The organism is Bradyrhizobium sp. JHI2711 (assembly GCF_056156565.1).
In genome coordinates this window covers 884,904-909,831 of record NZ_JBPZPT010000003.1, presented here as the reverse complement: position 1 = coordinate 909,831, position 24,928 = coordinate 884,904, and the positions used below count along the sequence as shown (strand labels likewise).

The following is a 24,928-nucleotide window of genomic DNA, read 5'->3' as shown; positions in this document are numbered from 1 at the left end:
ACGCAGAATCTCATACTAACGACCAACATGAAATGGATGGGGGCGCGCGGGGTTCTTCACTACTATCCGCGCGATTTCACAGAAGAATGCCGGGAGTTAACATATGAAATCAGCACTTTGGGCCGCAGCGGCCTCGGCCCTCTTGATTGCGGTTCCCGCCTCCGCGCAAGGCGTCAAGATCGGCATCCTCAACGACCAGTCCGGCGTCTATGCCGATTACGGCGGCAAATGGTCGGTCGAAGCGGCCAAGATGGCGATCGAGGATTTCGGCGGCGAAGTACTCGGCCAGAAGATCGAGCTCGTCACTGCAGACCACCAGAACAAGCCTGACCTCGCAAGCTCGATCGCGCGGCGCTGGTATGACGTCGAGAACGTCGATATGATCACGGAGCTGACGACCTCCTCAGTCGCGCTCGCGATCCACGAGCTCTCCAAGGAAAAGAAGAAGATCGACATCGTCGTCGGCGCCGCGACATCGCGCCTCACCGGCGATGCCTGTCAGCCCTACGGCTTCCACTGGGCCTACGACACCCGCGCGCTCGGCGTCGGCACCGGCGGCGCGCTGACCAAAGCCGGCGGCGACACCTGGTTCTTCCTCACCGCGGACTACGCCTTCGGCTACGCGCTGGAGAAGGACACCAGCGAGATCGTCACCGCCAATGGCGGCAAGGTGCTCGGCTCGGTGCGCGTTCCGCTCAATTCGTCGGACTTCTCCTCCTTCCTGCTGCAGGCGCAGAGCTCGAAGGCGAAGATCGTCGGCCTCGCCAACGCCGGCCTCGACACCACCAATTCGATCAAGCAGGCGTCCGAGTTCGGCATCGTCGCGAGTGGCCAGAAGCTCGCGGGCCTCCTGATGACGCTTGCCGAGGTGAACGGCCTCGGCTTGCAGGCCGCGCAAGGCCTGGTGCTGACCGAAGGTTATTACTGGGATCTCAACGACAGGACGCGCAATCTCGGCGAGCGCTTCCTCAAGCGCACCGGGCGGATGCCGAGCATGATCCACGCCGGTACCTATTCGGCGACGCTGAGCTATCTCAAGGCCGTCAAGGCTGCCGGGACCAAGGATCCGGATGCCGTCGCCAAGAAGCTGAAGGAGCTGCCGGTCGACGACGACTTCGCGCAAGGCGGCAAGGTGCTCGAGAACGGCCGCATGATCCACGACATGTATCTGTTCGAGGTCAAGAAGCCCTCGGAGTCGAAGAAGCCCTGGGATTATTACAAGCTGCTCGCCACCGTCCCCGGCGACAAGGCCTTCTTCACCGCCAAGGAGAGCGGCTGTCCGCTGACGAAGTAGGGAAGTGGCACAGCGAGCGCCACACCCTCGCTGTCGTCCCGGACAAGCGCGCCTCAAGCGCGCGCCGATCATGGACCCATAACCACAGGCACGCGTGGTTACGGGGACTCGGAGTGATCAGCTCGCATCACGACATCTTCCTGTGGTTATGGGTCCCGGATCGGCGCTTACGCTTGTCCGGGACGACAGCGGAATGTGTGGCGGCGGATTGCCTCACACCAACCGCAGCACCACCGCCCCGAGCGCCCCGACCCACAGCGCCATTGCCGCGAGCGCCTGGATCGCAAAGCCGGTGCCGCGCTTGGCCACGGCTTGCGAATAGCCGATGAAATAGACGATCCGGCCGATGATCCAGATCGCGCCAATCGCCGCCGCGATGGCGTCGCTGATATAGATCGCGAACAGCCAAAGGGCCGGCAAGAAGATCGGCATCCATTCCAACGTGTTCATCTGGATGCGGAAGGCCCGTTCGAAATCCGGATGCCCCGACATCGCAGGTACCTTCACGCCGGTCTTGGTGCGAGAGCGCGAGACGTTGATGGAGGTGAAGAAATAAAACGCGATCGCCAGCAGCGTGACGAGGGCGGTGAGATGATACATCGTCGTTCCTTCGAAGAGATCGCGCCTCAATAGCCGGTCAGCTCGAGATAGCCAACGCCGTCATGTGTGCCGGCAAAGCTGATCGGCCCTTCCCAGTACGAGAAGCCGGTCCCCATCCAGGCGTTCGGATTGAGCGGCTTGCAGAGGATCGAGAATGATCGCGCGGGGATCGCGATCTGCCATTGCACCGGCAACTTGCGTCCCGCAATCTCAGCCGTCGCCTTCGGCATCATCTGGATGTCGCTGCCTGCAATCATCTGCGTCTCGCCGGCCGCGCTGATCCAATTGCCGAACGGATAATTTCTGCCGTCCTTCTGCCGCAGCCGGTACAGCATCAGCTTGTCTCCGGATGACAGATGCAGCGACAGCCAGTCCCAGCCGGTCTGGTCGGCGTCGAGCGGCTGGCTGCTCCATTCCCGGTCCATCCAGGCCTGGCCCGAGACATCGACCGGCTTGTCCTCGATGCTGAGCGTGCCGCGCGCGCGGTAGAACGGCTGGCTGTAGTAGTACGAGGCCTGCCCACGCTCCGACTTTCGGCTGAAGCCGCGATCGCCCTGCAGCACGACCGGCCGGTCGGCCTCGAGCGTCAGTGCGTAGCTGAAATCGGCGCCAGCTGCCTTCAGCGACAGCGGCGCCAAAGCGCGGTCATCGGTGCGGTCAAAACTCTTCATCTCCCAATCGTCAATCCAGGCATCGAACGGTTTTGCCGTCACGCCGGCTTGCCCGACGCCACCCCGTGAAAACGTTTCAGAGAAGCGGTGAGTGTCGGCGCGCGTCACCGCGGCATGCGCCATCCACACCTGTTGATTGGCCCAGCCCTCGCCTTGCGGACCTGGCTGCGCCGCCTGGCGGAACAGCGTCCATTGCAGGCCGCACGCCGCGCCGCGCGCGTCGACGAGGTTTGCCGTGAGATACCACCACTCGATACGAAACTGCGGATGCGGTCCGTGATCTTCGGGGAAGGTGAATGTCTTTCCCGGCGTTACCTTTGTAAACCCATCGGCGGTCTCGGCGAGTCCGGCATAGCCCTGCGCGCCGGCGCGGCGCGGGAGGGCGAGGGCGACGATGCCACCGGCGAAGGCGCGCCGCGTGATGGCTTCAGCGCTCATTGGCAAACACCTTGACGAGATTCGCCGGCTGCATCCGCGCCAGCCGCACCATCGGGAGCAGCGCCGCAAGCAGCGAGGCGAAGAGCGCCACCGCGACCAGCTCCACCAGATGCAACGGAAAGACGTGGAACGGCAGCCGCCAGCCGAAAGCTTTCACGTTCACGATTGCAATCAGGCACCACGCGACCAGCAGTCCGAGCGGCACGGCCAGCAGTGCCGTGAACAGCGCGACCGAGAGCGTCTTGGTCAGCTCGATTGTGGCAAGGCGTGGCCGGGTCAGGCCGATCGCCCACAGCGGCGCAAGCTGCGGCAGTCGGGAGTTCGCCAGGGTCAGCAGGCTCGTGAGCAATGCGATTCCGGCGACGCCGAGCGTGAAGGCGTTCAGCGCCGACGTCACCGCGAAGGTGCGGTTGAAGATGCGGATCGATTCCGCCTTCACCGTCGCCTGGTCGGCGATTCTGCGGTCGTCGAGCCCGAACTGCTTCTGCAAAGCCGCAATCAGGCCGGGGATATTCTCTCTCGCGACGATCAGGCCGATCCGCGTCTGCGGCGTCTGCGGAAACTGCCGGATCAATGCGGCGACGTTCACAGTGAGCTGCCCCTTGGGGTTGCCGTAATCGGCATAGATGCCGACGATGTCGAGCTCCCAGCTTCCGCCCGGCGCCGGCACCTCGACGACGTCGCCGATCTGCACGTTCAGCCGCCGGCTCAATTGCTCGCTGATGAAAGCGGCATTGCCCGGCACCAGCCGGGTCCAGGCGCGCGGCGCGGTCTCGATCAGCGGCCAGCGCTCACGATAGAGCGCGTGATCGGGCAGGCCGAGCAACTCGACCGGCTGGCCCTGAAACTGCGCCTCCGCGCGCCCGCCGGGGAGGATCGCCTGAACATCGCTGCGATCCTTCAGCCAGCTCCGGATCGCGACGCCTTGCGCATTGTCGGACGCGCTGACGTAGACGTCGGCGGCGAGCCGCCCGTTGAGCCAGCCGATGAAGGTGCGGCTGAAGGTCTCCACCATGGTGGAGACCCCGACGTTGACGGCAAGCGCGAGCAAAAGCGCCATCAGCGCCAGCGACAATCCGGAGAGCTGCTGCCGGCTGTCCGCCCAGAACCACAGCACGAGCGGGCCTCGCGCGAAGCGCTGGCCTACGAGCAGGATGATGTCGAGGAAGGCCGGCAGGATCAGTGCCGCACCGAACATCAGCGCGGCCAGCACGCCGAACCCTGCGATCAATGATTGCCCGTAATGGAGCAGCAGCAGCGCGACGGCGAACGCGCCGCAGGCCGCACAGCTCTGCAGGATCAGCCAGCGGCGTTGCCGCTGCTGCCAGGCGCCCGGCTGCGCCGTCGCCAGCACCGGCATCCTGATCGCCTTGATCAGGCTGGTCGCCGCCGCCACAAGCGCACCCGCCACGCTGATCCCGATGCCGGCGAGCCACCATTCGGGCCGCAGGCTGAGCTGCCCAGGGATCTGCGCGCCATAGAGTCCGCGCAGCGAGGCCGCGACATCGGGCAGCAGGGCGGCTGCGATGAAATAGCCGCACGCGAGCCCGATCAGGCCTGCGACCAGCGCCAGCGCCACCAGCTCGACCACCAGCACCGTATTGACTAGCCGCGCCGAGGCGCCACAGGCCCGCAAAGTGCGCAGCATTGGCAGCCGCTGCTCGAACGCAAGGCCGACGGCCGAATTGACGATGAACAGGCCGACGAAGAACGACAGCAGGCCGAAGGCGGTGAGGTTGAGATGAAAACTGTCGGTGAGACGCTCGAGCTCCGTCTCCGCATTGGGCTCGACTCGCTCTAGCTGCTCGCCGACCACGCTCGCGAGCGGTGCGGGCTTGCCCCTCGGCTTGCCGATCAGCAGCCGCGAGACCTGGTCGGGCTTGCTCAGCAGCCGCTGTGCCACGCCGATATCGACCACGAGCACATCGGGTGCGAGCTGCGGCTGGACCCGCAGCGGCGGCAGCCTTGCGCCGCTGCTGATCGCCGGGGCCGCGCCTTCTGCTTGCTGCAAGCCCCTCAGCGTCTCCCGGGCCACCAACGTCTGGCCGGGCGGAGCAACGAAGCTGCTGAGATCCGTGGCACCCAGGCGTGGCGCGTTGCCGACATCGACCGGCAGCGTGACCGGCTCGATGCCGAGCAGCCGCACCGAATGCCCGTTGATCTGGACGCGCCCCTCCAGCACCGGCGACACCGGCCAGCCGGCGCGGCGGAGCTTTATGAACAGCTCCTGCGGGAAAGTCGCCGCATTGGGAGCGACCAGCATCGCGGTGCGCACGCCGCCGAACGTCGCTGCAGCGCGGTCATAGGCATTGCGGGCCTGCTGATTGATGGCCTGCACCCCGCTCCACAGCGCGGTCGCCGCAATCAGGCCAATCAGGAGCGTCGCGAACTGCATCTTGTGGCGCCGCCAATGGCTGAGCAGCACGGCGAGAACCCAGAGCGCGCGCTTCATGAAATGCGCCCCGCATGCAACGTGAGATGACGGTCGAGCGTGGCGGCGAGATGCAGGCTGTGCGTCACCATCAGGAAGCCGCAGCCGGTGCGCGCGACGAGGTCGCGCGCCAGCGCCAGCACCTCCTCGGCGGTAGCTTCGTCGAGATTGCCGGTCGGCTCGTCCGCCAGCAGCAGCGCGGGCTTTGTCGCCAGCGCCCGGCCGATCGCGACCCGCTGCTGCTGGCCGCCTGATATTTGCTCTGGATACCGTTTGAGCAGGCTGCCGAGTCCGAGGCGCTCGACAAGCTCTTTCGTCCAGGCCGCATCATGCCGGCCGGCGATCCGCGCCTGGAAGGCGAGATTGTCCGCGACGGAGAGGCTCGGGATCAGGTTGAACTGCTGAAAGACCAGGCCAACGCGATTCCGCCGCAAGCTGGCGCGTCCGGCATCCGATAGCGTGGTGACCTCGGCGTCACCCAGCCGGATCGAGCCGCCATCGGCGGCGTCGAGGCCAGCGATCAGGTGCAGCAGGGTGCTCTTGCCGCTGCCGGATTCACCGGTCAGCGCGACGCGCTCGCCAGCCCCGAGGTCGAGGTCGACGCCGCGCAGAACATGGACGGGCTCGCCGGCCGAAGAGAAGGTCTTTGAGAGGTTTCGGATGCTCAGCACGATGACGGCGCCGGACGGAATCAACGGAATTGCTGCCTAGCACACCTGATGCGGAAATGCCGGGGTTGCGTTGGCCCTGAAGCCGCTGTTAGCTTCCAAGACGGCCAAATCAAATAGGTACCGAAAAGACATACGGGGAGAATGATGAGCGCTCAGGAAATGCCGAATGTGGCGGCTGGGACGACCAAAACGCCAAAGGGCGCCTGGACTGTTACATTTCTCCTCTTTCTTTTCATGGTGGTGAACTTCGCCGACAAGATCGTGGTCGGTCTCGCCGGCGTGCCGATCATGACCGACATGAAGCTCAGCGCCGAGCAGTTCGGCCTGCTCGGGTCCTCGTTCTTCTTCCTGTTCTCGATCTCGGCCATCGTGGTCGGCTTCATCGTCAACAAGGTGCCGACGCGCTGGGTGTTGTTGACGCTGGCGGTAATCTGGGCGGTGTCGCAGTTCCCGATGGTCGGCACAGTCTCCTTCACCACGCTCTTGATCTGCCGCATCGTGCTGGGGGCGGGCGAAGGGCCGGCCTTCTCGGTCGCCGCGCACGCCATCTACAAATGGTTCCCCGACGAGAAGCGCACGCTGCCGACTGCAATCCTGTCACAGGGCTCGGCCTTCGGCGTCATCCTGGCGGTGCCGGCGCTGAACTGGATCATCGTCAACCATTCCTGGCACTACGCCTTCGGCGCGCTCGGCGTCGTCGGCCTGATCTGGGTCGCAGCCTGGCTCGCGCTCGGCAAGGAAGGCCCGCTGGAGGATACCGAGGTCCTGGCCGTCACCGAGCCGAAGATTGCGTACGTGCAGCTGCTGACCTCACGCACCTTCCTCGGCTGCGTGATCGCGACCTTCGGCGCTTATTGGGCGCTGTCGCTCGGCCTCACCTGGTTCACGCCGTTCATCGTCAAGGGGCTCGGCTTCTCGCAGAGCCAGGCCGGCTTCATCTCGATCCTGCCCTGGGTGTTCGGCGCCACCATCGTTCTCCTCACCGGCTGGATCTCGCAGGTGATGATGGCCCGCGGCTACACCACGCGCGTCTCGCGCGGCGTGCTCGGCTCGGTGCCGCTCATCGTCGGCGGCCTGATCCTCACCGCGATGGCGCATGTCGAGGGCGCCGGCCTGCAGATCGCGCTGCTCGTCCTCGGCTCCGGACTCTGCGGCGCGATCTACGTGGTCTGCCCGCCGATGCTCGGCGAGTTCACGCCGGCCTCGCAGCGCGGTGCAGTGCTCGCGATCTACGGCGCGCTCTACACGCTTTCAGGCATCATCGCGCCGAGCGTGATGGGCACCGTGATCCAGCGCGCCAGCAGCATGCTCGACGGCTACCTGACGGGCTTCACTATCAACGCGGTGGTCATGATCGGCTCCGGCGTCATTGGCCTGCTGCTGTTGTGGCCGAACACGGAGAAAGCCAGGCTGACACGTGGTGCGGCGGCGCAGGGCACGGCGCTGAAGGGCGCAGTGTCGCCGACGTAAGTCGCGGCTCTCTCTTACCCTCCCCTGGAGGGGGAGGCTCGCTGCGCATGTAGCGAAGCGGAATGCGTAGCGGGGTGGGGTGACGGTGTTTCCCATCCGGCAGTGCCCGAGAGGAGAGATCACCCCACCCCGCTCGCGCTGCGCGCGATCGACCACGGGCGAGCTTCGCTCGTCCCGGACCCCTCCAGGGGAGGGTAAGCGGCTGCTTCGTTAGCCTTCGCAGGAACGACAGTTGGATTTGTGTCGATGCCGACGGCTCAATTTGCTTTCGCCGGCCGGCGCTCCGTGAACGGCGACAGCACCACCGTCGCCACCATGAAGATCACGGACGCGCCGAACACCCAGTGCGGCGCGCTTTGATCCATGATCCAGCCGAACAGCAGCGGTGAGACGATGCCACCGAGGTTGAAGCCGGTAGAGGCGATGCCGAAAGCGCGCCCCGCGGCACCCGGAGGCGCGGCATTGCGCACCAGCATGTCGCGCGAAGGCGCGATCACGCCGGAGAGGAAACCTGCGGTCGCCATCGTCGCCGTCAAGGCCCAGCCCGGCAGCGTCACCAGCGCGATCAGCAGCACGATGGCCGCATTCGCGGCGAAGCAGGCCGCCGCGACATAGCCGTGGCGCTCGGTGCGGTCGGCGAGGAAGCCGCCGGCGAGTACGCCCGCGGCGCTTGCGGCGAGAAACGCAGTCAGCGCGACATTGGCGATCGAATAGGACGTGCCGTAGCCGCTCATCAGCGCCACCACGCCGAAATTGTTGATGCCGGCAACCGACAGGCTCAGCAGCATGAACAGCGCAGTCAGCGTGATCAGCGCCGGCGTGATGATGGCCTGCTTTGGCGCGCTCTCGCTGCCGGGCTTCTTCTTGTGCGCACCGGCATCGGGTATGTTCATGATGATCAGCAGCAGCGCCACCGCAATGCCGATCGCGCCCGAGGCGATCAGCGCGCCGGTGCCGCCGGACAGCGTTACGAGCGCGGCCACGATCGCCGGTGCGACGGCGCCGCCGAGAAAGCCGGCAAAGGTATGGATCGAGAAGGCGCGGCCCATCCGCCCCTCGTCCATGTGCTCCGCAAGAATCGCGTAATCGGCGGGATGATAGACGCTGTTGGCAAGACCCAGCAGCACTGCGCAGGCGATCAGCGAGGCGTAGCTGAGATGCAGACCGAGCAGGATCAGCGCGGCGCCGCCGAGCGCGAGCCCGGCCAAGAGAATGCGCCGCGCGCCAAAATGGTCGACGAGGTAGCCGGTCGGCGCCTGGGTTAACCCCGATACCACCGCGAACACGGTGAGGGCGAAGCCGAGCTCGACATAGCCGACGCCGAGCTTCTCCTTCAGGAACGGAAACAGCATCGGCAGGACCAGCAGATGGAAATGGCTGACCCAATGCGCGATCGAGATCCCCGTCAGCGTGCGCAGCGCACTGTCCGTCTTGCCTTGTTGCGGTGCGGCGAGAACGTCGACCATTGCAGTTCCGTTTCACTCCCGATGGACCGGCAAACTATCGGGGCTGGCGGTTATTTGTCCATGAACGCAGGCGCATGGCAGGTAGTGCGGGCGGGGCCGTGCGGGGTCAGGTGTGCTTCACGCCGTTGTCCCCGGCGAGCGCAGGAACGACAGCGGAGCTGCATCCTCAGAACGGCTCGTCGTCCGGGCCATAGCGATCGCGCTTCGGCGTTGCGATGTCGCCGTCTTCGTAGTCGTCGTCATCGGTCTCGCGCCGGCGCGGGGCCCTCTTCGCCTTGTCGTCCGCGGGCTTCTTCTCGGTGATCTTGGGCGGCTCGCTCGACTTGCCGGTCTTGGCCATGGCTGGTCCCGGATGGGTGATGCTGCATCCGAATCTACCTGCCAAATATGTGCGGCGCCTGATTTATCTCAAGGGGCGACGAGATCGTCAGTGCACCACCGGCCCGCCTGCCTTCTTCCAGGCATCGAGGCCGCCGGCGATATGCGCGGTGTTCGGAAGCCCCGCCTCCTTTGCGGCAGCAACGGCCATCGCCGAGCGTTCGCCGAAGGCGCAGAAGAACACCACGCGCCGCCCGGTTGCGGCCGCGACCTCGCGCAGCATGCCGCCGGGCTTGAGGCTCTCCTCGACGGAGGGATACGGCGTGTGCAGCGCGCCTTCGAGCATGCCGTGCTTCATCCGCTCATTGGTCTCGCGCAAGTCCACCAGCAGGATGTCGGGCCGGCCGAGGCTGCGGATCGCCTCGATCGCGCTGAGCGCGCGGCCTTCCTTCTCCAGCTCTTCCTGGTGCAGGCCGACATGCATGTTGGCGGGAATCGCCACGTCCATCATCTTCGGATTGGGCAGCTTCAGATTGGCCATCAGCTCGACATATTCGTCGACCGAGCGCACCTGGAGCCGTGGATTGTAGCGTTTTTCCTCGCCGATGGTGGAGACGGTGTCGCCCTTGTAGTCGTGGGCCGGAAACACCATCGTCTCGTCCGGCAGCTTCAAGAGGCGGTTGAAGATCGAATCGTATTGCGCGCGCGCCGAGCCGTTCTGGAAATCGGTGCGGCCCGTGCCGCGGATCAGCAGCGTGTCACCGGTGAAGACGCGGTCGCCCATCAAATAAGAATAGGAATCGTCGGTGTGGCCCGGCGTGTACATCACGTCGAGCGACAGGCCCTCGATCGTCACCTTGTCGCCGTCGGCCACCCGCATGGCGACGACGTCGGCCTTGGTCTGGTCGCCCATCACGGTCATGCAATGGGTGCGATCGCGCAGCTCGCCGAGGCCGGTGACGTGGTCGGCATGCAGATGCGTGTCCACCGCCTTGACCAGCTTGAGGTCGAGCTCGCGCAGCAATTGGCAGTAGCGGTCGACCTTCTCCAGCACGGGGTCGAGAATCAGCGCCTCGCCGCCGGGGCGGCTGGCGAGGACGTAGCTGTAGGTGCCCGAAACGCTGTCGAAGAGCTGTCGGAAGATCATGGCAGAACCCGGCTTGGAACTGACTTCCAAGATTCTACTACAATACGGGTCGGAAAGAGAAGTAATTCACTGCATGAGCAGAAAAATTTAGAAGATTATTATTATGGCCGCATGATCGCGGACAAAACACATCATCCCAGTCCTGCAATGCCTGGATTGCCTTCGACGCCTTTCAGCGTCACGCCGGAGCTGAGCCGTTCGGGCATCATCCGGCCCGAGCGCAGATATTTGCCGACCACGTCCCACACCGGCGCGCCCTGCTGGCCGTTGACTGAGGCCCAGCCCGCGACCTTGTAGCGGTGGCTGGCGTTGAGCGCCTTGCCGCTGCCGAGCTTCAGCTCCGAGATGCGGCTGCCGATCGCAGCGTCCGGCGTGCAGGTGTAGCTGAGCCCGCCGGCACGGACCATGTCGCCGCCCTGCTGGTAGTAGGGATCGGCGTTGAAGAGGTTGTCGCAGACGTCCTCGAGCAGGTCCTTGATCTGGGCCCCCGTTATCTCCTGCACATAGGTCTCGGGATAGGTGATCGCGGTTTCCGCCAGCAGATCCTCCATGGTCATGGCCTGGCCGGACAGCGCGGTGACGCCCCAGCGGAAGCCCGGCGACAGCGCGATTTCGGCATCGAGCTCGGTGCGCAGCGCGGTGCAGATCAGCTCGTCCATGGGGCCGGAGAAATTGCCGCGGCGATAAAGCAGCCGGTCGGGCGTCGCGATCTTTTCCGACCAGTCGGCCACGTGCGGTGCACGGACCCGGCCTATCAGCTCGGCCATCGCCGGATCGGGCTTCAGCAGCTCCGAATAGACCGGCAGCAGACGATATCTGGCATCGCTGACTTTGCCGCTGTCGAGCGCGAGATCGAGCACACCCAGAAATTTCCCGTTGGAGCCGGCATTGGTGACGAGCGTCGTACCACCTGCGTTCTTCACCGGCATGGGCTGCGGCACGGCATCATGGGAGTGGCCGCCGAGAATGACGTCGATGCCGGTGACCCGGCTGGCGAGCTTGAGATCCACGTCCATGCCGTTGTGCGACAGCAGCACGACGGCGTCGACCTTGTCGGTGCCGCGCAAGGCATCGACATGCTTCTGCAGCTCCTCCTCGCGGATGCCAAAGCTCCAGTCCGGTGTAAACCTCCTGGGATGCGCGATCGGAGTGTAGGGAAAGGCCTGGCCGACGATTGCGATGCGATACCCGCCGAGCTCCTTGATGACGGAAGGCTTGAACACGCGCCCAGTGGCCTTGTCGAAGGCGGGCGCGTCGTTGAACGCGGCCTCTTCGGTCAGGAACACGTTCTGCGCCAGGAACTCGCCCTTGAAACGCTCGAGATTGTCGCGCAGCGTCTGCTCGCCATAGGTGAATTCCCAATGGCCCGTCATCGCCTCGATGCCGAGCAGATTGGCCACCTCGACCATGTCGCGGCCCTGCATCAGGTTGGCCAGCCCCGTGCCCTGCCAGAGATCGCCGCCGTCGACGAGCAGCGAACGCCGCTCGCCGACATCGGCGCGCAGGCGATCGACCAGTGTCTTCAGATGGGCAAAGCCACCGAGCTTGCCGAAGCGGCCTGCGGACTTCTCGAACTCGAAGCAGGTGAAGGCATAGGCATCGGCGCTGTCGGAGCGGATGCCGAAGCGCTCGAGAAAGGCCCGGCCGACCAGATGCGGCGGCCGTCCCGCCATCTCGCCGATGCCGATATTGACGCTGGGCTCGCGGAAATAGACCGGATTGAGCTGCGCATGCGTGTCGGTGATGTGCAGGATGCGCGCATTGCCGAACCGTTCGAGGTCGTAGATGCTGGCGGCGTCAGCGCCGCGGGCGAGCCGCGGCAGGCCAATCGTTGCCGCGGCAAGGCCTGCACCTTTCAGGAAATCGCGGCGGCGGATCGCCATTCAAGAATTCTCCGCGCCTCTCGTGGGGACTGCGTTCACCGCGGGGCAGTCTAGCGGATTTCCATCGCCTTCCAGGCTTCTTTTTCGGAAACAGCCTGGAAGATCGACGCCCTCGCCAGCGCTTCGGCTTCCCTGGCCGCGGCCACCGCACGGCCGAAATCGCCGCCATCGGCAGCCCTTTTCGCGGCCGCCAGCGCAGATACGGTCACCGTCCACTGGTTGCGCATGCCCGCCGCCTCCTTGGAGGCGGCTTCGGCGGCCGCATAGGCCGCCTTGTAGTCCGCCTCACTCGCCGCGCGCGCGGATGGCGCAAGGCTCAAGGCGAGCAGCATGGCCAAGCCAAGTGACAGCTTCATGGCCGTGCTCCCGGTCCCGAGATCGGCAGGCCGTTGGCGACGTAGGACAGGAAATATTCGACGTCGCGATATTCATCCGACTGCGGCTCCAGTGGAACCGCGCGGGTCTGGCTGTTGCAGGTAACGAAGCGGCGGCTGGTCGTGCCCATGCCGCTCCATTCGGAGCGGTAGATCGGCATCGCGTTGAGGATGCCGAGCGCTGGGGCGAGGGTCTCGGCGCGGATGCGCTCGCCCGGGCTCTGCACGTGGCAGCTCGCGCAGGAGAAATTCATCTGGCCGCGCCGCGTGTAGAAATAGCGCTTGCCGTTCTCGTACGCCGCCAGCGCGCGGGGATCGTCGGGGATCTTGATGTCCATCAGCTTGCCGCGCGAGGTGTAGGCCATGTAGGCGGTGAGCGAGGCCATCTCGTCCTTGATGTAGGAATAGGGCGCCTCGCCATTGGCCTCGCGGCAGCGGTTGAGCGCGAGCTCCAGCGTGATGACCTTGCCTTCGCCGCTGTCGAAGTACGGATAATTCTGGCGGATGCCGATGCCGCCGTTCGGGAAGCAGTCGGCATAGGTCTTGCCGTTCTTGAACGGGGTCGAGAACATCTCCTTGCCGGCCTCGAGCGCGAACTCGTAAGGCGGGAATTCCTCCTTCTCCTGCCACTGCCGCTTCATGTCCTCGTTCATGGAATACGGACCGTTGACGAAATCCTCGTGCTTCACGTTCGGAAATTTCTGGAAGAAGAAGTTCTGGAACGCCTTGGCGTCGGCGACGGGATCGACCTTGTCGGCAGCGATCACGCGCGGCGCGGCGAGCGCGAACGCGACGAGCGCAGCGCTGAGCGAGCCCAGCAGGAGGTGGATGCGGGCCTTCATCACGCGATCTTCGCGGTGGTCGTATCCGAGCCGCCCTTGTTGTCGGTCCAGGAGATCTTGAGCTCGTCGCCCTTCTTGGCGCCCTTGAAGCTGAACTTGACGTAGGGGTCCTTGGAGACCGCTGTGCCCCAATCGGCGACGAACACGTCCTTGCCGTTACATTCGAACTTCAGCCGCTCGATGAAATGCGCCGGGATCAACTCGCCCTTGGAGTCCTTGACGAGGCCGGTGTCCATGGGGTGCTGGATCAGCGTCTGCACCTCGGTGATGTCGCCGGTCGATGTTGCGCGCACGCGAATGCTGGATGCCATGTCGAACTGCCTCGCTTAGCCGCCGCAACCGCCGACGGTGACCTTGACCTCCTTGGTCGCGCTGTAGAGCTTGCCGTCGGCCTCTACGATCGCGGTCAATTTGGTGGTCCTGGCCATCTTGAGCCGGTTGGCGACGGCAGGGATCGTGCCATCGGGAATCCTGTAGCTGGCCGCCAGCGCGCTCGAGTTCTCCGCCACGAAGAACGAGATCGAGGTGACCTTGTCCAGCGTCGTCGTCACCGAGATCGGCACGACGCCGCCGTTCTCGGCGATCTCCGGCGCATCCAGCTTGACCTTGTCCGACGGCTCGGCGGCCTTGCCGTAGAGCGCCTTGATCGCATCCGCCTCGCTCTTCTGCCTGAAGGCCTCTTCCGGATATTTGTCGTTCGCCGCGGCGCGCGCGGGCGCGAACGGCAGATTGCCGAGGCCGAGCAGCGCCACGGAGGCAGCGCCCTGAAGGATCAGGCGCCGCGTCGGATGAGGCCTCCAATGAGGCTTGGGGGTCGTGGTCATCTCAAGTCTCCTAGGGGCCGCCGGCGGTTACAGGGTCTGCAGGAAATCAACAATCGCGTTGATCTCCTGCTCGGTCAAAATCCGGTTCCGGCCGAACGGCGGCATCATGGTTTGCGGATTGCGCTTGGTCTCGTCGAAGATGATCGCGGTGAGCTCGTTGCGATCGGGGTATTTGGCCTTGATGTCCTTCAGCTCCGGTCCGATCGTCCCCGGCAGGTCGCCGCCTTTGATGACGTGGCAGGTGAGGCAATTGCCCTTGCCGCGGTCGAAGGCGAGCTTCTGGCCTTCCGTCACGGTGGATTGCGCCCCCGCCGGGGCCATTGCCGCGCCGGCGAGGAGGGCCAGCGCAGCAAGCAGAGCGGGCTTGCGAGGAAAGGCGGTCAAGGCATCGTCCCGGCGTTATCTCGATGATCTCGTTTGCGGAATTGTTCAAAAGCACAAAGGCCATCGCCTGACAATCAAGACTATGCACGCGGTGAAATGGAGTTAATATCCTGCGCATTGCAACTGACGAGATAGTTCGTTCATTCGGATGGGCGTGAACTAGCAGATTATTCTCGGACGTTTGGCCGCCTTTTCTGGTTCGCATTTTTTGGGGACGTCACTTGGCTGAATATGTGGTCGAATTTGGCAGGGATGGCGGACGGGTCGAGCCGGATGGCCGGCTCGATGCGCCTGCCTTCCATCGCAATCACGAACCGATCTGGGCAGCGCTGGAAAAGCATCTCGCGGATGCGACCGGCAACGTCGTGGAACTCGGCAGTGGAACCGGGCAGCACGTGGTGCATTTCGCCCGCCACACGCCGGGCCTGATCTGGTGGCCGAGCGATCTCAACCAGCGCCACCTCAAGAGCATCGAAGCCTGGCGCGTGCATGCCGGCCTGCCGAACATCCGTTCACCCCTGCGCATCGACCTCACCGATCCCGACTGGTGCCCGGAAATGAAAAGCGGGCAGGGGCCGACCAGCCTCGCGGCCGTGTTCTGCGCCAATGTCATTCACATCGCGCCCTGGGCCGTGGCCGAAGGCCTGTTCGCCGGCGCGGGCCGTTATCTGCGCCGCGACGGCAAGCTGTTCCTCTACGGCCCCTTCAAGCGCGACGGCAAGCATACCGCGCTCAGCAATGCGGTGTTCGACACCTCCTTGCGCGAGGGCAATCCCGAATGGGGCGTGCGCGACGTCGTCGACGTCGAGAAGCTGGCGAAGGCGGCAGGCCTCGGCCTCGTCGACACGATCGAGATGCCCGCGAACAATCTGACGCTGGTGTTTGCAAGAGGCTAGGAGGTCGTCATGCCCGGGCTTGTCCCGGGCATCCACGTTCTTCGGGCGGTAAGGCAAGGCGTGGATGGCGGGGCCAAGCCCGGCCATGACGATGTGGAGACGTCAGCGCACCCAACTCTAGCCTTCATCCCGCCACCCGATCTTCTCCTTCAAGAACCGATAGCCCAGCACCTCGAAACCGGCGCGCTCCTTGTTGTCCTTGCCGTAGCCGTGGCCGCCTGCGGGCGGCTCGTAGAACCAGGCCTCATAGCCCATGGCCTGCAGCTTTGCCGCCATCTTGCGGGCATGGCCGGGATGGACGCGGTCGTCGCGCCGCGTCGTTGCAATCAGGATCGGCGGATAGGACCGGCCGGCTTTCACATTGTGATAGGCCGAGTATGTCTGCAGCCATTCCCATTCCTCCGGCTTGTCGGGATCGCCATATTCCGCGATCCAGCTCGCGCCGGCGAGCAGCTTGGTGTAGCGGCGCATGTCGATCAGCGGGATGGTACAGAACAATGCGCCGAAACGCTCGGGATAGCGCACCAGCATGTTGGTGATGAGGATGCCGCCGTTCGATCCGCCCTGCGCGGCGATGCGTTTTGCGCTCGTCACACCGCGGCGGACGAGATCGGCGGCGACGGCGGCGAAATCGTCGTGTGAAAGCTTCTTGCCGGCAAGCCGTCCGGCATCGTGCCAGCACGTGCCGAACTCGCCGCCGCCGCGCAGATTCGCCTGCACAATCGTGCCGCCGCGCTCCAGCCACAACTTGCCGAGCGAGGAATTGTAGTACGGCTTCACCGAGTGACCAAAGCCGCCATAGGCGCTCAGATAGACCGGCGCATCGCCGGTCTCGCCGGCAGGGCCCGTCTGCACATAGGGGATACGCTCGCCGTCAACGGAGATCGCCTCGTGCTGCGTCACCACGAGGCCATCGGCGGTGAACGTCTTCGGCGCCTGCTTCAGCACGATCGGGCTTGCGACGCCGCGCTCGATCAGCAGCAGCGCCGGCGGCGTCAGCGGGTCCTGCACATTGGCGAGCAGATCGCCATTGCTCTCCGATGCATGGCGGTCGAGCGGCCAGACATCGACGACGCCGATCTGCGGCAGGCCTCCAAGTGTCTCGCGGCTCCAGCTAGTGGCAGACGGTGTGCAGATCTCGAAGCGAGGTTTGAGCTCGTCGAGAATCGACATCACCAGCTTTCCTTCCGCCCAGAACAACCCTTGCAGCGCGCGCCGCGGTGCGGGCTCGAACAGGACGACAAAATCGCGGCTGCCGGCGAGGAAGGCCGAGAGCGAGATGCCGAGCACGGTGTCGGTGGCATAGGTCCGGCCATCGACCTGCCAGTCCTTGCGTAGCTTCATCGCGAACCAGTCGCCATGCGCCTGCATCCAAATCCCGGTCGGCAGATCGAGCTTCGTCGTCGTGCCGGCCGCATCGCGCAGCCAGATGGCGTGGTTGAAGAAGTCGATCTGGTCGACGATCCAGACCCGGGGCGCCGCTCCGGTGTCGTCGGCCATGCCATAGATCACCATGTGATCGGCGGTGGTCTCGATGACCATCTGTGCCTGATCGACCGGTTGGCCGCGCCGCCACAGGCGGACGGTGCGCGCATAGCCCGAGCTCGTCGCCATGTCCTCGCCATGCGCGCTTGACAGCAGCAGCGTGTCGGCATCGAGCCAGTCGACGCCGCCTTTCGCTTCCGGCAGCGCAAAGCCGTTCGCCACGAAACTTTTCGTGGCGAGGTCGAATTCCCGCAAGGTGACGGCATCGCTGCCGCCGCGCGACAGGCTCAAGATCGCCCGCGAGCTTCCCGGCATCGTGGCGATACCGCTAAGCAACCAGTCCTCGTCTTCGCTTCTCGCGAGCTGGTCGATGTCCAGCATGGTCTCCCATGCCGGATCGGCTTTGCGAAATTCCGCAAGCGAAGTCCGCCGCCACAGGCCGCGCGGGTTGGCGGCGTCTTTCCAGAGATTGTGCAGGTCGTTGCCGCGCCGGCTGACATAGGGAATGTTGTCAGGTCGGTCATAGATCGCCGCGAGGATGTCGCGATCGTGCTCGAAGGCCTTGCCGCCGAACGCGGCGAGCGTCAGGCTGTTCTGCCGCTCGACAAAATCGAGCGCCTGCCGGCCCTCGATCTCCTCCAGCCACAGCCAGGGATCGTCGTCGGGCGCTTGACGTGTGGGCCTGTCGTCGACGGACATGAAGGTAACTCCCGGAAGATCGCGGCGGATAGGATTTGATCGAGCGCAAGCCGTCAAGGGTGCGCAGCGTTATCATTCCAGCGATTGCGTCAGGGGCATGGCCCGCGCCCGTTTGCGCCGGTTGCCGGCCCTCTCTCACCCCTCCATAGTGCCGCGAATCAACAGAGCCCTTTGGGCGGAAATGCCGATGCTGGACGTGACTGCAGCCCATGAGATCGCCGACGATGCCCGCGCGCGCGCCAACGTGGTGCGCCTCGCCGCCGCGCAGGCGCTGACCGGCGCCAACTCGGCCGTGATCTTCGCCACCGGAGCGATCGTCGGCGCCACGCTCGCGCCCGACATGTCGTTCGCGACCGTGCCGATCTCGATGTATGTGGTCGGGCTCGCCGCCGGGACGCTGCCGACCGGCGCGATCTCGCGCCGCTTCGGCCGCCGCGCCGCCTTCGTCATCGGCACGGGTCTCGGCACGCTCACCGGCCTGCTCGGCTCGCTCGCAATTCTGCGCGGCTCGTTCGCGCTGTTCTGCTTTGCTACCTTCCTCGGCGGTCTCTACGGCGCGGTGGCGCAATCCTATCGCTTCGCCGCCGCGGATGGCGCCAGTGCGGCCTACCGGCCGAAGGCCGTGTCCTGGGTGATGGCGGGCGGCGTGTTCGCCGGCGTGCTCGGTCCGCAGCTCGTGCAATGGACCATGGATGTCTGGCAGCCTTATCTGTTCGCCTTCAGCTTCCTGGTGCAGGCCGCCGTCGCGCTGATCGCGATGGGCATCGTCGCCGGCGTCGATATGCCGAAGCCCGCGCCGGCCGATCTGCACGGCGGCCGGCCGCTGCTCACGATCGTGTCCCAGCCGCGCTTCATCGCGGCAGCGCTGTGCGGCGTCATCTCCTATCCCATGATGAACCTGGTCATGACCTCGGCGCCGCTTGCGATGAAGCTGTGCGGCCTGTCCGTGTCCGATTCCAATTTCGGCCTGCAATGGCACATCGTTGCGATGTACGGGCCGAGCTTCTTCACGGGCACGCTGATCGCGCGCTTCGGCGCTCCGAAGATCGTCGCCGCCGGCCTGCTGCTGGAAGCGGGCGCCGCCATCATCGGTCTCTCCGGCCTTACGGCGATGCATTTCTGGGCGACGCTGATCGTGCTCGGCGTAGGCTGGAATTTCTCCTTCATCGGCGCCTCCGCGCTGGTGCTGGAGACGCATCGCCCGCAGGAGCGCAACAAGGTGCAGGCCTTCAACGATTTCCTGGTGTTCGGCATGATGGCGATCGGCTCGTTCTCATCGGGCCAGCTGCTCGCCAATTACGGCTGGTCCGCGGTGAACCTCGTGGTGTTCCCGCCGGTGGTGCTGGGCCTTGCGGTGCTCTCGCTGGTCTCCTGGGCGAAGCGCCGCAAGGCGCGGCTGGAGGTGGCCATGGGCGAATTCCCCGACGCCGTGTGAGTGGCGGGAGGTTGTCAGCAGCGTTGACACTTCGATCCAGGCCGAAGTGATTTTCTGAGGAAGGTTATTTAGATGTCGTCATGGCCGGGCTTGTCCCGGCCATCCACGTCTTTGCGAGGTCGGAAGAAGAACGTGGATGCCCGGAACAAGTCCGGGCATGACGGAGCAAAACAAACGGCAGATGAAATGCTCGACAATCCTCAGACCCCAGCGGCCCACGAATCCTCGCTCCGCTATGAAGGCTGGCGCATCGTCGCGGTCTGCTTCCTGCTCGCCACCTTCGGCTGGGGGCTCGGCTTCTACGGCCAGAGCGTCTATGTCGCCGAGCTGCAGCGCGCGCGGGGCTGGCCGGCCTCGCTGATCTCCTCCGGCACCACGTTCTTCTATTTGTTCGGCGCGCTGCTGGTCGTCTTCGTCGGCGAGGCCGTGCGGAAATACGGTCCACGGCTCAGCCTGATCGCCGGGACGCTGGCGATGGCGTCCGCCGCGGTCGCGATCGGCGCGGTGCGCGAGCCCTGGCAGCTCTATCTCGCCAATGCCGTGCTCGCCTTCGGCTGGGCCGGCACCAGTCTCGGCATGATCACCAACACGATCAGCCTGTGGTTCGACCAGAAGCGCGGCATGGCGATCAGTCTCGCGCTCAACGGCGCCAGCTTCGGCGGCATCGCCGGCGTGCCGCTGCTGGTAGCATTGATCGGCCATATCGGCTTCGCCGGTGCGATGTACGCCGCCGCCGGCGCCATGCTGATCCTGCTCGTGCCGGTCATCCTCCTTCTCGTCGGCCGCCCGCCCGATCGCCACGGGTGGAAGGCGGCGGCGAAGGCGAAGCCGCAATCATCGACTGAGATCCGCGCCTGGGCGCTGCGGGACGCCGGCTTCCTCACGGTGACGATCGCCTTCGCCCTGGTGCTGTTCGCCCAGGTCGGCTTCATCGTGCATCTGATCTCGTTCCTCGATCCCGTGATCGGACGCGAGCGCGCCGCCGTGGCCGTCGCGGTGCTCACCGCGATGGCGGTGGTCGGCCGCGTGCTGTTCTCGCTGGTGATCGACCGCATCAATCAGCGCCTCGCGTCCGCGCTGTCGTTCCTCAGCCAGGCCGCCGCGCTTCTCGTCGTCGTCAACCTGCACAACGATTACGTGCTGATCGCGGCCTGCGCCGTGTTCGGCTTTTCGGTCGGCAACCTCATCACGCTGCCCTCGCTCATCGTGCAGCAGGAGTTCGACTCCGCCGCCTTCGGCGTGCTGATCAGCCTCAACACGGCGATCAACCAGGTGACCTACGCGTTCGGTCCCGGCGTGGTCGGTTTCCTGCGCGATCTCTCCGGCGGCTATACGCTGCCCTTCTATCTCTGCATCGTGCTGGAGGTGATGGCGGCGGCGCTGATCATGGTGCGGGGGAGGCCGCGTCTCTCTGGGATGACATCCGCTTAGCGCGGCGTCGGAGCATGGTCCGGAAAAGTGTGTAGCGGTTTTCCGAAAAGATCATGCTCAAAAGAATAACCTAAAGCGCGATGACGATCCCAATCGCATCGCGCTTTAGTCCGCCACGATCTTGACGCGGTCGCGCACCTTCACCTGCGCGGTGCGATCGAGGCCGTTCAGTACGCGGAAGCGCTCGGCGGGATGGTCGACGCCGGCCATGCGGTGGGAGAGCGACTCTACGGTATCGCCGGGCTGCACAGTGATGACCTTGATGCGCAGCGGGCGCGCGGCCTGGATTTCCTCCAGCGTCAGCCGCCGGAACGAGTTGACGGTCTCGCGCGCATTCCGCTCGCTCTCGGTCGATTTCTGCCGTGCCGCGAAGATGAAGCGATAGACGTCGCTGCCGAAGCGCAGCGCATAGACCTTGAACTGCCACTGGTCGCCCTTGGCGGTGGCGGACGCCGCTGGAAAACCGTTGACGGTGAGATCCTCGGTCGAAGCCTTCTCGACGCCTTCCATCCAGCCGGAATTGAGGTAGTCGCCGAGCGACTGTTCGGCCGGCACGCGCACGACGTCGAAGCGCATCGCCTGCGCGCCGCCCTCGCGGACGCCGATCACGGCCTGCGCGGTGTTGTCGAGCGTGAAATTGTCCGGCGCCTGGAAGGTGAAGCCGAGCTTCGGATGCAGGAAGCGCCGGCCGCGGACAAAACCTTCGCTCGGGTCTTCGCCATAGACGAGATTGTCGATCGCGGCGAGATAGCTTTCGCGATCGCGCTCGGCGCCTTCAGGCGCGGTGTATTGGCGGGCAATGTTCTGCGCGTTCTGGACGCGTTCCGGGGTTGCCGGATGCGACGAGGTGAAATCCTGCGCGCGCGGATCGAGCGAGCTCTTGCCGGCCTTCAGCTCGGCATTTCGCTCCATCGCGGACAGGAAGCGCGCCGCGCCGTACGGGTCGAAATGCGCCTTGGCGGAGATGCCGACGCCGATGCCGTCGGCCTCGAACTCCTGCTTGCGCGAGAAGCTCGCCATGGTGAGCTTGGTCTTGGCCAGCGCCAGCGCGGTGAGGTCGGGATCGTTGCTCATGTCGGTGACGACGCGGGTGACGATCGCGGCCTGGCGGGCCTGGTCCTCGCGCATCGCCGCGTGCTTGGACAGCACATGCGCCATCTCGTGGCTGAGCACGGAGGACAATTCGGAGGTGTCGCTGGCGAGCGCGAGCAGGCCGCGCGTGACATAGAGCTGGCCGTTGGGCAGCGCGAAGGCGTTCACCGCCCCGGAATTGAGGATGGTGACCTTGTAGCCCTGGTCGGGCCGCTCGGAGGCCGCGACCAGCCGGTCGACGGTCTTGCTGACGAGCGCCTCGAGCTTGGGATCGTCATAGGTCCCGCCATAGCTCGCCAGGATGCGCTCGTGCTCCTTCTCGGTGGCCGGGGTTTGGGCGACGGCGGGCTTCGGCTTCGGCATCGCGACGGCTGCCGGGGTCGCCGCAGTCTGGAACCGGCCCATATCGCCGCAGCCAGCGAGAAGTCCGCCCAGCGCAAGGCAAAGCGCGGCCGGCGCAGCCCGCAGGCGGCGGCAATCGCCCAGTCCGTGCCGTTCTAGCACCCCATTCACGTCGTTTAACCCGTGCCCGGCCTGTCTTAAGGCCTTACCCCTGTCGGCTCGTTTGCGCCCAGCAACTCGATCTGCCCCACGAGGCGTACATCGATGCGTGGCCCCGTATTCCCCTCAACCCAGCCCCGAACGCGAATACGCCGATTCTCCAGGGACTTAAGGGCCATACCAGCGCTTTCGAACGCCGCTAGCGTGCGCTTTGAAATAGTCACGGCAAAGCCGCGTGTCCAGTTTCGTCCGAAGTTGAGGTAGGTCGTTGCCCCAGCTTGCCGGACCGACAGGACTTTGCCTTCGACCACCGTAAAGCGCCCGATCTCCGCCAAAATATCGTCCGGACTTTCCGCGTTTTTTATGGCCGACGGGTCAGCCCAGCTGCCCATTTTTTGGCGCCGCGCCGCAGCTTCGGACGCCATCAGGGCGGCCGCGCAGTCCTTGTCCAGGATCTCGGCGGAGGCGATGGCATCGCCCCGAGCGAGCAGCATGGCCTGCACCGAGATGTCGCCTTCGCCGATGAAGACAAGCGCACTCTGGCGGCCGTAGCGATCAGGCGTGTCGTCAGCGCTCCGCAGCATCACGTCGTGGCCGGCGAGCAGCGAGGTCAGCGCCTGCTTCGTGGTCGCGGTCGGCGCGATGCCGCTGAGGCGGATCTCGCGCCCGTCATCGAGCCGCACGCTGCGCGCATCGACGATGGCAGCGACGCGGCCTTCGCCTTGGGACTCGAACTGGCAGGGGCCCGCGAATGCCGAGCTACTTGCGACGAGAAGACATGCGACGATGAAGCGAAGCCGTTGCGTCACGTGATCCGGAGAGGTTGCATTGCGGCCGGACTTTAACTCATGCGTGGTGAGACGCGAAGGGGCTTTCTCACACCCTTCATTGCGAGGAGCTCTTCGCGACGAAGCAATCCAGACTGTTTCCGCGGACGCATTTCTGGATTGCTTCGCGGAGCCTGTCATCCGGCCGCGCTTCGCGCGGACCCGTTGGCTCGCAATGACAATGCGGGGACAGCTTCCGTCCTCGCGGCATTCCGCTTTGCGGAAAGCGCGCATTGATCATTCATCTGCATCGCACCTGCGCTTGCTGCGCTCTTGCGCATGCGGCATGATTGCGGCAACAGCGAATGGCCAAGAGCAATAACCCAAGAGCAATAACCAAGCCGCCATCAGAGCACGGCGCGATAAGGGAGGTCGTTTTCGATGAAGACTATTTTGTCCGGCATTTTTGCCGCCGCGTTTGCCCTCAATGCGAGCGCCGCACAGGCTCAGGACAAGCCGCCGCTGAAGATCGGCGGCATCCTCGACATGTCGAGCCTTTATGCAGATATCACCGGCTCCGGCAGCGAGACTGCGGCGAAGATGGCGGTCGAGGATTTCGGCGGCGAGGTGCTGGGACGCAAGATCCAGGTGCTGGCGGCCGACCATCTCAACAAGGCCGATCTCTCCGCCAACATTGCCCGCGACATGCTCGATAATCAGGGCGTCGAGATGATCTACGACGTCGCGGCCTCCGCGACCGCGCTTGCCGCCGGCGAGATCGCGAAAGCGCGCAACAAGATCATCATGTTCAACGGGCCGGGCTCGATCCGTCTCAGCAACGAGGCCTGCGGCCCCTACACCATCCACTACGTGTTCGACACCTACGGCCAGGCCAACGTAACCGGTCTTGCGGCGGTGAAATCTGGTCTCGACAGCTGGTTCTTCCTCACCGCCGACTACGCCTTCGGCCAGGATCTCGAAAAGGACACCAGCGCGGTCGTGACCAAGACCGGCGGCAAGGTGCTTGGCAGCGTCCGCCACCCGCTCAACACGTCGGATTTCTCGTCCTTCCTGCTCCAGGCCCAGGCCACCAAGGCCAAGGTGATCGGGCTCGCGAATGCCGGCGGCGACACCATCAACGCCATCAAGCAGGCGGCGGAGTTCGGCATCACCAAGGGCGGCCAGAAGGTCTCGCCGCTGCTCGCCTTCGTCACCGATATCGACTCGATCGGGCTCGAGACCGCGCAGGGCCTGCTGCTCGCGGAAGCGTTCTACTGGGATCTCAACGACGACACGCGTGCCTTCTCGAAGCGCTTCATGGAGCGCACCAAGCGCGTGCCGACCTCGGCACAAGCCGGCGTCTATTCCTCCGTCACCCATTATCTGAAAGCTGTGAAGGCAGCCGGCACGACCGACGCGGCGGCGGTGATCAAGGTTATGAAGGAGACGCCGATCAACGACTTCTTCGCCAAGAACGGCAAGATCCGCGAGGACGGCCGCATGATCCACGACATGTACCTGTTCGAGGTGAAGAAGCCGTCGGAGTCCAAGGGGCGCTGGGACGATTACAAGCTGCTCGCCACCGTCCCCGGCAACGAGGCGTTCCAGTCATTGGAGCTGTCGCGCTGCCCGCTGGTGAAGAAGTGACGGCGTGACGTAAGGCACGCCGTCATCCCGGGGCGCGCCAAACAATAGGTCGTCATCCCGGGGCTCGCGAAAGCGAGAGCCCGGGATCCATTGGGCGGCATTGACGGTTGAGAGATGGATTCCGGGTTCGCGACTTCGTCGCGCCCCGGAATGACAAAGTGA

22 protein-coding genes are annotated in these 24,928 nt (G+C 65.0%); 6 read left to right on the top strand and 16 right to left on the bottom strand.

Annotated elements, in window-relative coordinates; all coding sequences use genetic code 11:
• Window positions 1-103: 103 nt before the first annotated feature.
• On the top strand, window positions 104-1,294 hold the full coding sequence (locus ACTEK7_RS26600) for an ABC transporter substrate-binding protein (protein ID WP_225148483.1): 1,191 nt from the start codon (window positions 104-106) through the stop codon (window positions 1,292-1,294).
• A gap of 213 nt (window positions 1,295-1,507) precedes the next feature.
• Here the strand turns inward: ACTEK7_RS26600 and ACTEK7_RS26595 are convergent, their stop codons facing one another.
• The 4 genes from ACTEK7_RS26595 to ACTEK7_RS26580 are packed head-to-tail and all read right to left on the bottom strand — an operon-like array spanning window position 1,508 to window position 6,105.
• Complete coding sequence (locus ACTEK7_RS26595) at window positions 1,508-1,894, bottom strand: MAPEG family protein (protein WP_225148484.1); 387 nt, start codon at window positions 1,892-1,894, stop codon at window positions 1,508-1,510.
• A gap of 26 nt (window positions 1,895-1,920) precedes the next feature.
• Window positions 1,921-3,003: a lipocalin-like domain-containing protein gene (locus ACTEK7_RS26590; protein ID WP_225148485.1), complete on the bottom strand. Its 1,083-nt coding sequence runs from the start codon at window positions 3,001-3,003 to the stop codon at window positions 1,921-1,923.
• Window positions 2,993-5,455 (bottom strand): FtsX-like permease family protein, encoded by a 2,463-nt coding sequence (locus ACTEK7_RS26585; RefSeq protein ID WP_225148486.1) that lies wholly within the window; start codon window positions 5,453-5,455, stop codon window positions 2,993-2,995. The genes ACTEK7_RS26590 and ACTEK7_RS26585 overlap by 11 nt, the downstream gene beginning before the upstream one ends.
• On the bottom strand, window positions 5,452-6,105 hold the full coding sequence (locus tag ACTEK7_RS26580; protein WP_036014611.1) for an ABC transporter ATP-binding protein: 654 nt from the start codon (window positions 6,103-6,105) through the stop codon (window positions 5,452-5,454). Before ACTEK7_RS26580 ends, ACTEK7_RS26585 begins: the two co-directional genes overlap by 4 nt.
• A gap of 144 nt (window positions 6,106-6,249) precedes the next feature.
• Here ACTEK7_RS26580 and ACTEK7_RS26575 point away from each other — a divergent pair, with 144 nt between their 5' ends.
• Window positions 6,250-7,575: an MFS transporter gene (locus ACTEK7_RS26575; protein WP_109145517.1), complete on the top strand. Its 1,326-nt coding sequence runs from the start codon at window positions 6,250-6,252 to the stop codon at window positions 7,573-7,575.
• 257 nt (window positions 7,576-7,832) lie between these two features.
• Here ACTEK7_RS26575 and ACTEK7_RS26570 read toward each other — a convergent pair whose 3' ends face one another.
• The 9 genes from ACTEK7_RS26570 to soxX form a co-directional block, all read right to left on the bottom strand.
• On the bottom strand, window positions 7,833-9,041 hold the full coding sequence (locus ACTEK7_RS26570; RefSeq protein ID WP_036026276.1) for an MFS transporter: 1,209 nt from the start codon (window positions 9,039-9,041) through the stop codon (window positions 7,833-7,835).
• 166 nt (window positions 9,042-9,207) lie between these two features.
• A complete protein-coding gene (locus ACTEK7_RS26565) occupies window positions 9,208-9,381 on the bottom strand; it encodes a hypothetical protein (protein WP_036014608.1) in 174 nt (57 codons plus the stop codon).
• An 87-nt stretch (window positions 9,382-9,468) separates the two neighbouring features.
• Window positions 9,469-10,506 (bottom strand): MBL fold metallo-hydrolase, encoded by a 1,038-nt coding sequence (locus ACTEK7_RS26560; RefSeq protein ID WP_036042512.1) that lies wholly within the window; start codon window positions 10,504-10,506, stop codon window positions 9,469-9,471.
• 131 nt (window positions 10,507-10,637) lie between these two features.
• Window positions 10,638-12,389, bottom strand: coding sequence for a thiosulfohydrolase SoxB (soxB, locus tag ACTEK7_RS26555; RefSeq protein WP_225148487.1), 1,752 nt, complete (start codon window positions 12,387-12,389; stop codon window positions 10,638-10,640).
• A 50-nt stretch (window positions 12,390-12,439) separates the two neighbouring features.
• Window positions 12,440-12,745, bottom strand: coding sequence for a hypothetical protein (locus tag ACTEK7_RS26550; RefSeq protein WP_036014604.1), 306 nt, complete (start codon window positions 12,743-12,745; stop codon window positions 12,440-12,442).
• Window positions 12,742-13,605 (bottom strand): sulfur oxidation c-type cytochrome SoxA, encoded by an 864-nt coding sequence (soxA, locus tag ACTEK7_RS26545; protein ID WP_225141066.1) that lies wholly within the window; start codon window positions 13,603-13,605, stop codon window positions 12,742-12,744. Before soxA ends, ACTEK7_RS26550 begins: the two co-directional genes overlap by 4 nt.
• Window positions 13,605-13,916 (bottom strand): thiosulfate oxidation carrier complex protein SoxZ, encoded by a 312-nt coding sequence (soxZ, locus tag ACTEK7_RS26540; protein WP_225148488.1) that lies wholly within the window; start codon window positions 13,914-13,916, stop codon window positions 13,605-13,607. The genes soxA and soxZ overlap by 1 nt, the downstream gene beginning before the upstream one ends.
• 15 nt (window positions 13,917-13,931) lie before the next feature.
• Window positions 13,932-14,429, bottom strand: a complete 498-nt coding sequence (gene soxY, locus ACTEK7_RS26535; RefSeq protein WP_225148489.1) for a thiosulfate oxidation carrier protein SoxY — start codon at window positions 14,427-14,429, stop codon at window positions 13,932-13,934.
• Between the two features lie 27 nt (window positions 14,430-14,456).
• Entirely contained in the window at window positions 14,457-14,813 is a 357-nt protein-coding gene (gene soxX, locus ACTEK7_RS26530; RefSeq protein ID WP_036014593.1) for a sulfur oxidation c-type cytochrome SoxX, read from the bottom strand.
• Window positions 14,814-15,034: 221 nt separating this feature from the next.
• On the opposite strand from soxX, the gene ACTEK7_RS26525 reads away from it, so the two are divergent.
• Window positions 15,035-15,709, top strand: a complete 675-nt coding sequence (locus ACTEK7_RS26525) for a DUF938 domain-containing protein (RefSeq protein WP_036014591.1) — start codon at window positions 15,035-15,037, stop codon at window positions 15,707-15,709.
• A 117-nt stretch (window positions 15,710-15,826) separates the two neighbouring features.
• Here the strand turns inward: ACTEK7_RS26525 and ACTEK7_RS26520 are convergent, their stop codons facing one another.
• Window positions 15,827-17,893: a prolyl oligopeptidase family serine peptidase gene (locus ACTEK7_RS26520; protein WP_225148490.1), complete on the bottom strand. Its 2,067-nt coding sequence runs from the start codon at window positions 17,891-17,893 to the stop codon at window positions 15,827-15,829.
• A 187-nt stretch (window positions 17,894-18,080) separates the two neighbouring features.
• Between ACTEK7_RS26520 and ACTEK7_RS26515 the strand changes: the two genes are divergently transcribed.
• Both ACTEK7_RS26515 and ACTEK7_RS26510 read left to right on the top strand, forming a co-directional pair.
• Complete coding sequence (locus ACTEK7_RS26515; RefSeq protein ID WP_225148491.1) at window positions 18,081-19,328, top strand: MFS transporter; 1,248 nt, start codon at window positions 18,081-18,083, stop codon at window positions 19,326-19,328.
• 186 nt (window positions 19,329-19,514) lie between these two features.
• Entirely contained in the window at window positions 19,515-20,759 is a 1,245-nt protein-coding gene (locus ACTEK7_RS26510; protein ID WP_225148492.1) for an MFS transporter, read from the top strand.
• 105 nt (window positions 20,760-20,864) lie between these two features.
• Here ACTEK7_RS26510 and ACTEK7_RS26505 read toward each other — a convergent pair whose 3' ends face one another.
• Window positions 20,865-22,355, bottom strand: coding sequence for a M48 family metalloprotease (locus ACTEK7_RS26505; RefSeq protein ID WP_036014583.1), 1,491 nt, complete (start codon window positions 22,353-22,355; stop codon window positions 20,865-20,867).
• 35 nt (window positions 22,356-22,390) lie between these two features.
• Window positions 22,391-23,161, bottom strand: a complete 771-nt coding sequence (locus ACTEK7_RS26500; protein WP_225113658.1) for a thermonuclease family protein — start codon at window positions 23,159-23,161, stop codon at window positions 22,391-22,393.
• Window positions 23,162-23,560: 399 nt separating this feature from the next.
• Between ACTEK7_RS26500 and ACTEK7_RS26495 the strand changes: the two genes are divergently transcribed.
• Window positions 23,561-24,766, top strand: a complete 1,206-nt coding sequence (locus tag ACTEK7_RS26495; protein ID WP_225148493.1) for an ABC transporter substrate-binding protein — start codon at window positions 23,561-23,563, stop codon at window positions 24,764-24,766.
• Window positions 24,767-24,928 lie beyond the last annotated feature (162 nt).